Annotated in this window: 8 protein-coding genes; all 8 read right to left on the bottom strand. The window is 36.9% G+C overall.

Features of this window, described 5'->3' with window-relative positions:
- Nucleotides 1–5,232: calcium-binding protein (locus Q384_RS14400; protein ID WP_037587687.1), on the bottom strand; the 5,232-nt coding region annotated here is incomplete at its 3' end.
- Nucleotides 5,233–5,285: 53 nt separating this feature from the next.
- On the bottom strand, nt 5,286–6,092 hold the full coding sequence (locus Q384_RS10045; RefSeq protein WP_037587689.1) for a hypothetical protein: 807 nt from the start codon (nt 6,090–6,092) through the stop codon (nt 5,286–5,288).
- Between the two features lie 38 nt (nt 6,093–6,130).
- Complete coding sequence (locus Q384_RS10050; RefSeq protein ID WP_037587690.1) at nt 6,131–6,568, bottom strand: hypothetical protein; 438 nt, start codon at nt 6,566–6,568, stop codon at nt 6,131–6,133.
- A gap of 46 nt (nt 6,569–6,614) precedes the next feature.
- Complete coding sequence (locus Q384_RS10055) at nt 6,615–7,400, bottom strand: hypothetical protein (protein ID WP_037587692.1); 786 nt, start codon at nt 7,398–7,400, stop codon at nt 6,615–6,617.
- A gap of 4 nt (nt 7,401–7,404) precedes the next feature.
- Nucleotides 7,405–7,704, bottom strand: a complete 300-nt coding sequence (locus Q384_RS10060; RefSeq protein ID WP_037587694.1) for a hypothetical protein — start codon at nt 7,702–7,704, stop codon at nt 7,405–7,407.
- Nucleotides 7,705–7,738: 34 nt separating this feature from the next.
- Nucleotides 7,739–8,353 carry a hypothetical protein gene (locus Q384_RS10065; RefSeq protein WP_037587697.1) on the bottom strand — a complete coding sequence of 205 codons (615 nt, stop codon included), beginning with the start codon at nt 8,351–8,353 and terminating at the stop codon, nt 7,739–7,741.
- 240 nt (nt 8,354–8,593) lie between these two features.
- On the bottom strand, nt 8,594–8,716 hold the full coding sequence (locus Q384_RS14405; protein ID WP_281174539.1) for a hypothetical protein: 123 nt from the start codon (nt 8,714–8,716) through the stop codon (nt 8,594–8,596).
- Between the two features lie 11 nt (nt 8,717–8,727).
- The coding region (locus Q384_RS13655; RefSeq protein WP_037587699.1) for a hypothetical protein at nt 8,728–9,536 on the bottom strand (809 nt) is incomplete at its 5' end.

Here is a 9,536-nt window from a genome sequence, read left to right on the forward strand (position 1 = left end):
GCCAATCAGCGTATCCGTGCCGCTGCCGCCATAGAGTTTATCGTCGCCCTCACCACCGTCTAATAAATTATCTTTATCAACTACCCGAATGGTGTCGTTGCCCAATCCACCGTAAATATCGGCTTTGTATTGCCATGCATAGAGGCTAATGTCGTCATTGCCGTCTGTACCATATTCTGTGAAGCGCATGTTTTTCAAATCGGCAAAGCGGAATGTTAGGTCTTGAAAAACAAAAGTTTCGATTTTATAGGAATCGTGACCTAAAAAATACTTAATACGAACGCTGTCGCCGCTTTGCAGGCTGGTAATAATTAAATCGCTGTTGTCTTGATGCCAATGGGTTTCTCTGTAATTGACATCAGTGAATTGAATGGTGTCATCACCCACGGTATTGGCGTTGTAGTCATAAATCGTGTCTTGTCCGTGTCCTTTGGCAAACAGATAGGTATCGCCATAAAAACCACCTTCTAGATAGTCATTACCTGCACCACCAATTAAGGTGTCTTCACCGCTGCCGCCATAGAGTTCGTCGTCGCCCTCGCCGCCGATTAATAAATCATTGCCGCCGTTGCCTGTTAAAATATCGTTGCCCTCGCCGCCATCCAATAAATCATCTTGATTGGTTGCCGAAATGGTGTCGTTGCCCAATCCACCGTAAATATTGGTTTTGCCATGCCAGCCAAGACTAATGTTGTCATCGCCGTCTGTACCGTATAAATTCAAACCCATTTGCGCCAGAGTGAATGTTTGATCTTGAAAGACGAAAGTTTCGATTTCATAGTTTTTACTGCTGAAGAACTGCTGAATCCGAACACTGTCACCGCTTTGCTGATTGGTAATAATTAAATCATAGCTGTCTTTGTGCCAACGGGTCTCGCCGTAATTAATATCGGTGAATTGAATGGTGTCATCACCCGCACCGCGGTAGCCATCATCATAAACTGTGTCTTGCCCGTGTCCTTTGCTGAACAGATACGTGTTGCTGTAATTATTCCCCTCTAAATGATCATTGCCCAATCCGCCATCAATATAGGCTTTACCCTGCCATTCGCTGAGATTAATATTGTCATTACCGTCTGTGCCGTGTAAATTCAAACCCATTTCACGCATTTGTGTTAGTGTAAATTTTTGATCTTGAAAAATAAAGGTTTCAATTTCATAGTAACTGCTTCTGAAGAAATTCTGAATCCGAACACTGTCGCCGCTTTGCTGATTGGCAATAACTAAATCGTAGCTGTCTTTATGCCAACGGGTTTTGCCGTAATTGACATCGATGAATTGAATGGTATCCTCACCCGCAATGCCGTTACTGTAGTCGCAGTCATAAACTGTATCTTGCCCGTGTCCTTTGGCAAATAGATACGTATCACTCTGAGAACCGCCCGACAAATAATCATTGCCTATACCGCCGATTAAGATATTCGTACCGTTGCCGCCGTAAAGTTTGTCATCACCATCACCACCGTCCAGCACATCATTGCCGTCGCCGCCATCTAAGTAATCATCACCCGTACCGCCAATTAAGGTATCCGCATCCTTGCCGCCGTAAAGTTTGTCATCACCATCGCCGCCATCCAGCACATCATTGCCGTCGCCGCCACTTAAATAATCATTACCTGTGCCGCCAATCAAGGTATCTGCGCCGCTGCCGCTATAAAGTTTGTCATCACCATCGCCGCCGTCAATATGGGCTTTGCCATACCATGCACTGAAATTAAGATTGTCATTGCCGTCCGTGCCATAGAAATTAAAACCCATTTCACGCATTTGTGCCGGTGTCAATATTTGGTCTTGAAAGATAAAGGTTTCAATCTGGTAATAGCTGTTTCTGAAGAAATCTTGAATCCGAACGCTGTCGCCGCTTTGTTGATTGGCAATCATTAAATCGTAGTTGTCTTCATACCAACGGGTTTCACCATAATTAACATCGATGAATTGAATGGTGTCATTGTTATAGCCGTAGTCATAAACCGTATCATGTCCGTGTCCTTTGCTGAACAAATAGGTATCCGCACCGCTGCCGCCATAGAATTTGTTGCCATAGAGTTTCCGGCTAATTAAGGTATCTGCTGTGATTACTTGGTCTTGAAAAATAAAGGTTTCGATTCGATAATCGATTCTGGCGAAGAAATTTTGAATGTGAACGCAATCACTGCGGGTATCATCATAGATCCGTAAGTCATTGCCATCTTTCTGAAATCTTACTTCATCAAAAGAAATATTCTTGAAATAGATAATGTCATCATCACTGCCATAATCGCTGATAAAATGCTGTCCGTGTCCTTTGTTAAACAGATAAATATCACCTCGGGTACTTCCTTGTAATTCATAATTACCGGAATTACCCTCGATGATTTTAAAATTCTCAGCCATCATATTGCCCAATAGAGGGTTTTGTGCTGCTAACAGGGTAAAATTGGCAAGAAGTGTTTCTTGATAATTGAGGTTGTAATTTCCCAAATCTTTGGCAATTTTTAATAAAATACTGATGGTTTCTGTTTCCAAATTTTCAGCCAAGCCTTGCAGCTTGGCGTTTAGTGTTTGCCAGCTGTAGCCCACGCTTTGGGTATCTGCTTGCCATTGCTGCAGCAATAAACTGCCGAACACATCTGCATATTTGCTTTGTGCCAGCAAATTCGCGCTCACATAATCGGCAAATTGGGTGAATTCTACTTTCAAAAGTTGGGTAGCTTCTGACCCCGGATTTTTACCAAGCCCTCCTTGATAAAATCCTCTGCCGGTTAAATGCTCCAAAGCCACCAACAGCCGTGCATCAACACAATTGCCGCGCCCTTGCGGATTAACGGTTTCACTTCCTGCCCAGCGGTAAATCAATGCCTTTAAACTTTCGGCAGCGGGTGTATTCAAATAATCGGCAACCATTCCTTTCAACACCGCATCTTTCATCATCGCCTGATGCAAATCCAATACATCGCCAAACCCGCGCACATAAGGCAGCGCAGCAATATCGGCACTCACCGATTCTTGCCGGTATTGACTGTCTGCTTTGTTCACCGAGAACCACACATCATGCGCCGCAGTTTGTTTGCCGTCTGCCCAGGTAACACTGCTTTGTTGTTGGTGCGTATTGCCATGCGCATCAACAAAATTGCTGTATTGATAATTCAGCTGAATGGCAGTGATGCCGCTGTTTTGAATGGCGGTTAATTCACCCGCATCAACATATCCATTTTGGTTTTTGTCTTGCCACAGTTTTAATTCCTGCCAAATTGCATCTTGTGCAGTGATTTGTTTATCATCATTGGCATCGTGTGCTTTAAGGGCTTCAAAACCATTGGCGGCTCTTGTGCCGTTTGGCAGCAGAGTATTATCACCAAATAATTCGCCGCCATTGTCGATTTGATTATTGTTATTTAAATCACGCACTAATAAGGCATCTTCTGCGCTCACCCAGCCGGTGTTTTCAGCAAAACCATTGCCGTCGTGGTCGTGGTAAATATGCCCGCCTTTGGGTGTGGTTTGTACACCATCACCATTTAGGTCAATAATAATGGGTGATACTTGTACTTCGGCTGGTCCCATATTGGGACCGCCTCGACCTCCGCCTCCATCACCTCCACCATCGCCGCCGTCTCTCTTCGTCAAACGAATACCCAAATCACCATTTTTAAAATCGGAAATTTGTAATCCGTTATTCACAATCAAATCGCCGCCGGCCCAATAATAGGTTAATCCATCACCATAATAGATATTCGCAGGATCTGTTTCAGAATTGTGTTCACCGCCTGCGAGTTTGTTTTCTCTATCATTTAAAAACACCTCTCCCTTGCCGTCTTTGTCCATAATGGTATCGAAATCATCGGCATAATAGGTATCATAGCCGGATTTGTCTTCCATAATATCCTCACCGCCGCTGACGCGATAAATGTCATCACCACCATTGAAATCGGCTAAATAATCATTGCCGCTGCCGCCGTTGTAACCATGCTTGGTATTGCTGTCTATATCCAGCGTATCGCCCTTTTCCAGCAATAAATGGTTTTTATAGAAAGTAATGCGCCCTTCATCCAGCAGCCAAGGATTGGCTTCCACCAGCTGTTTCACCGTCATTTGATTGTCATGCGCAATGGTGTATAAAGTATCGCCCGATTTCACTTCATAATAATCGCGCCCATCACCAAAATTAATCTTATCGCCGCTGTTTAATAAAACATTGGAAATCACAAAGGATTCAGAGGTAATTTTATCCAGATTATTGCGGATAACCAGACTGGTATTGCCGTCAACAATTGCATAGGTTTTGCCGTCTTCGGTGATATAGTGAATGGCTTCAGCATCAATAATATCCTGATAGGCTTTTTTTAAGGCCTCTTCGCTGTTCATCTTCACAGCAGCATTATCATTTTGCACATCAATGGTTTCACCGGTTTCGGGATTAACCAGATATTGACGGTTGTTTTCATCAACATTACTGCCATCAACGCCGCCATCACCTTGATATTTGGTAATGCTTAAATTATCGTCAGAACCCCATGCCTTATCCGCCCATTCAGAAACCGCATTATAAACTTTGTACACCGCATCAGAAGCGGCATCTTTCCATTCTTTGGGGATAACGTATTCCCAGACAAAATCCATAGCAAGACCGGCTGCGATACCGACACCAATGGCAACAATACCTGTTGTTGCTCCCAATCCTGTAACAAAAAGCAGTACTGGCACACCAACAATACCAAATCCAACACCTAAAATATTGGTAATAATATCTTTGGTTTGTTGCTCTGGTGTTTTATCATCACCGGTTAAATCATCACTTGCACCAGTAGCCACGCCCATTAATACGCCAAAAATTTTACCCAAATTACCCGGTATGGCTTTACTAAAATTTTCTACAGAATTCAGTAATACTTTGCTGCTTAATACACTTTTTAAGGAGTGCAATTGTTTCAGGCTACCCAATAAATTATCTAAAGATTGGGACAGTGTTTTACCTGAATCTTGAATAACATTTTTAAAATGTTGATCAAAACTCAACCGCCCCGGTTTTGATGACACTGCATCCAAGGCTTGTTTGACTGCAATATCCAGCCCATTAATAAATGAACCAATTGCCACACTAGCCTCTTTAAAAATCGGATGAACACGATTTTCCAATAGATCTCTTTCCTCTAGTGTGAGTGTTTCCTTTTTACGCAGCTCATCTAATTCACCTGTCCATGCCATTAAGTGTGCTGTCATATCAATACGAATTTGTTCTAAAATAGTTGCCATTTTACTACTCCTTTTTAAAAAAAATGAATGTAACATGTGAAAAAAATAGTTATTTACATTTTTGATTTTATTTCAAAAATATAAAATTTATTATGTTTCCAACTAGAAATTCCTTCATTATCACGATGTATATAATTTGAAATAACCACCCAGAAACATAAGAATAAACTAGACCACCAAAATAAATATCTAAAAAGGAATTTTAAAAAAAAGAAATTTTCTCCAATATTAATACAAATCATCATTTTTTTATAAGGAGAACAAGTATCTATAAAAAGTGGCACTTGGAACAATGTCCATATACATAGAATCCAAAGACCAGGTAATGCTAATAAATTCCGAAGTATTATTTTTACCCATGGGATATTGGGTAATAGCTTGAGTTTTTTATTTTCAGAATTCATAAAACATTCATACCATGGAGACAATAAGAATTTCCTACCAAAATAAACAGCATATAGGGTAATTAGCACTAACAAATAGCGATGAAACATGAAATTTTTTCCCATATGGGCTTCTGTAGCATGAAACCCTGTATATAAATATTTAAATGTATATTCAAATATATAAGAAATATAAAATGCCACACCCAAAAAATATAATAAAAATGCAACAATAATTACTAAAATAAAGCCATATAAAAAAAATATTATTAAATGAATTACAATTGTATTTTGATCGAATTGTCTTACCTTATAAAATGGTTTTTCACATCTAACCCGCCATAACAATTCCCGTCGATACCATACATATAAAATCATTGCAAACAGAAATGGAAACCAATGCAAGTTACTAATATAAGTTACCAGAGCAATAAGTAACAATAAAAAATCATGGTTTCTCTTTAAAAAAGACAGCATTGTATTAATTTCCTTTATGCAAATAAATTTTAATATATTCATCTATTATTGGATATCTTGCCCAAATTACCCGGTATGGCTTTACCAAATCCTTCCATGGCATTCACCAAAGTCTTACTGGTAAGCACATTTTTAAGCGAATTCAATCGCGTCATACAATCCAACATATTGTCTATTGACTGCGACAATTGCTTGCCTGATTGGGTAATTGTGTTTTTAAAATTCTGATCAAAACGAAAAGAACCTGATTGCCCTTTTACGCTACTCAGTGCTTGATTAACTGAAATCTCCACTCCTGATATAAAAGCACCAATTGCCACATTGGCTTCTTTCAAAATAGGGTGAACACGATTCTCCAATAATGAACGTTCCTCAGGAGTAAGCGTTTCTTGGTTCATCAGTTTTTTTAATTCGCCGTTCCATGCCATAACATGCACATCAAAGTCTTTGCGAATTTGTTCTAAAATGGTTGCCATGATAAAAATCCTTTCAATGGATTAAATTAAGTTAAAACGATAAAAATCAAACCCGTTCTGTAGTACCAAATTTATCTTTATATATACATCCCTGAAAAAGAGCATATAATAAAAATAAAAAAGCTGCCCACCAAAAAAAATACCTAAACATAAATCTAAAGAAATAATAACCTTCTCCAATACTAATACAGGTTATTAATCTTGTTCCGGTTGAACAAGACAATGCAAATACTGGTGCTTGAAACACTACCCAATATCCCATTACCCAAATAGCACCAATCATCAATAAAATACGAAATCCAACAAAACCTCTGCTTATTGTATATAAAAGATTTTTCCCGCCTTTTTGAATATGAATACAATAGTCATACCATGGGAGTAATATAATTCTTCTGCCATAGTAAACCGCGTAGATTGTTATCAAAACCAGCAAATATCGGTGTAATAAAAATTTTTTATTTAAATAAACTTCTGTACCAGAAAATCCTGTGTATAAATATTTAAATGTATATTCAAATATAAATGAAATATATACTTCCAAATGCAGAAAATGTAAAATAAAGGCAACCAATAAAACCCATATAAAACCACGAATAATAAATAAAAACAACTTCCACATTACTCGATTTTCAACAACCACACCATCGGCATTAGCCATTTTTCCATGAAAAAATGGTTTTTTATGTTTCACCCGCCACAATACTTCACGCCGATACCATATATATAAAATCATTGCAAAAAACAATGGAAACCAATTCAAATTAAAAATATATATTGTAAAAGAAATGAGTAACAATAAAAAATCATGGTTTCTCTTTAAAAAAGACAGCATTGTATTAATTCCCTTTGTAGCAATTGGTTTGATAGCCGATTTTCCATGCTTCAATACCTTTTTTAAAATCACTAAATGCTTCATCAATAATATCATCACGGATCATATAATCAAGCATATTACTCATGATAAATGCACCAATAGCAGTGCTAATTTCTTTAAAAATTGGATGAACGCGATTTTCTAATAAAGCTTTTTCTTCATCGGTAAGCGTTCCTTTTTTACGCAATTCATCTAGCTCACCTGTCCATGCCAAATAATGTGCCTGAATATCCAAAGAAATTTGTTCAAAAATAGTTGCCATGCTAATCTCCTAGCTTAAAATTTACGTTAAAAAATTAATCTATAGTTTTAAAGAACCTAGATTTAAATTTATAATAATCAGATAAGTTTTCAATGTTGCGAATATTTCCATTAATATCCTTATGCTTTGATCTATCAGCATATATCATAAAACTAAGCATCCAAAGAAAAAATATGAAACCTCCCCACCAAAATAAATATCTAAAAATAAATCTAAAAAAGAAAAAATTTTCAGAAATATTCATGCAGGTTAGTAATCTGGCATTTCCAGAACAGTTAGTAAAAAAAACAGGAACCTGAAATAACATCCAATATCCCATTAACCAAGTAAGGAATAACCAGAAACTGATACCAAATATTAATCTTTTAAAATAAAGTTCAGATTTTTTTCTTAATTTAAATTGATGGTTTTCAGAATGCATGGCACATTCATACCAAGCACTCAATAATGGTATCCTGCTAACATAAACCGCATAAGCGGTAATCACCATCAACAAATATCGATGAATTAAAAATTTATCTTTCAAATAAATTTCTGTGGCATTAAAACCAGTGTATAAATATTTAAATGTATATTCAAATATAAAGGATATCCATACTGAAAAACCGATAAAATGCAAAAATATAGCAATCAGTAATACCCAAAACATGCCATAAATACAATATATAAGAAATATCCGAAATGTACCAGCATTTCCCCATGTATAGATTTCATATTTTTTCCAGGGCTTTAAATGTTTTATCCGCCATAATAACTCCCGACGATACCATATATATATATAGTTATCAAAAACAGAAGCGGAAACCAGCTAAGTTTTTGTATATAAATTACAAAAGACAACAGTAATAGTAAAAAATCATGGTTTCTCTTTAAAAAAGACAGCATTATATTAATTCCCTTTGTAGAAATTGGTTTGATAGCCAATTCTCCATGCTTCAATACCTTTTTTAAAATCATTAAATGCTTCATCAATAATATCATCACGGATCATATAATCAAGCATATTACTCATTTTTTATCCCTTTATAGAGAGTTAAGTTGTTTACAGCGAATATTACGAACAAAAAAAGTAATAAATTCATTAAAAGTTACAGAAATCCCAAACCACAAAGTGAAATAAACAAAATACATAGAAATAGGCATACTGATGGTATTTAAACATGAAATACTGGCTTTCATATGAGTACAACTACCATCTCCGGGAAGTATAGATATTACCCACACGGACATTACCACCCACAAACCCATAAATAAAAGGCGGAAATAACTGCCTCTGTTTTCCTCTCCGCCATATTCGTAATCCAATTTTTCTCTACATTGATTTTTAATTGCCCAAGCATGAAAATAAAAGTGGCGAAACTGCCATAATGCTAAAATGGTCATAATGGTCATACTGGCTTGGTATAAATTACCATTGGGTGAAAATCCCGATAAAGAAAATCCATTCTCTGCTGTCTTTAATGCCCCGCTTGCACCTACGTAAATATAGGATAAGAACCATTTAAAAATCATTTCCAGCGTAGTATAGATATAAAAAATAACTATTCTTATCGCAGAAATATGAATTAAAATATCAAAAACAATATAATGCAGCATAAGAGCGATAAAAATATTACGCAAAAACATTTTTGCTACTGACAATCCCAAACTTTGAACATTTTTACCTTTTTTATAGCGATGTACTAATTCTATGTGCATGGCATTCCAAACCAGCCAGCAACAAAATAAAAAATATGCCAATTGCGGCTTTATAAATGCCAAAGCAATAATCGCTGTCAATGAACCAAAAATCCATTTTAGATTAAACTTTGGTTCAATAATATAAATATCTG

The sequence above is a fragment of the Stenoxybacter acetivorans DSM 19021 genome, assembly GCF_000745895.1.
GTDB lineage: Bacteria > Pseudomonadota > Gammaproteobacteria > Burkholderiales > Neisseriaceae > Stenoxybacter > Stenoxybacter acetivorans.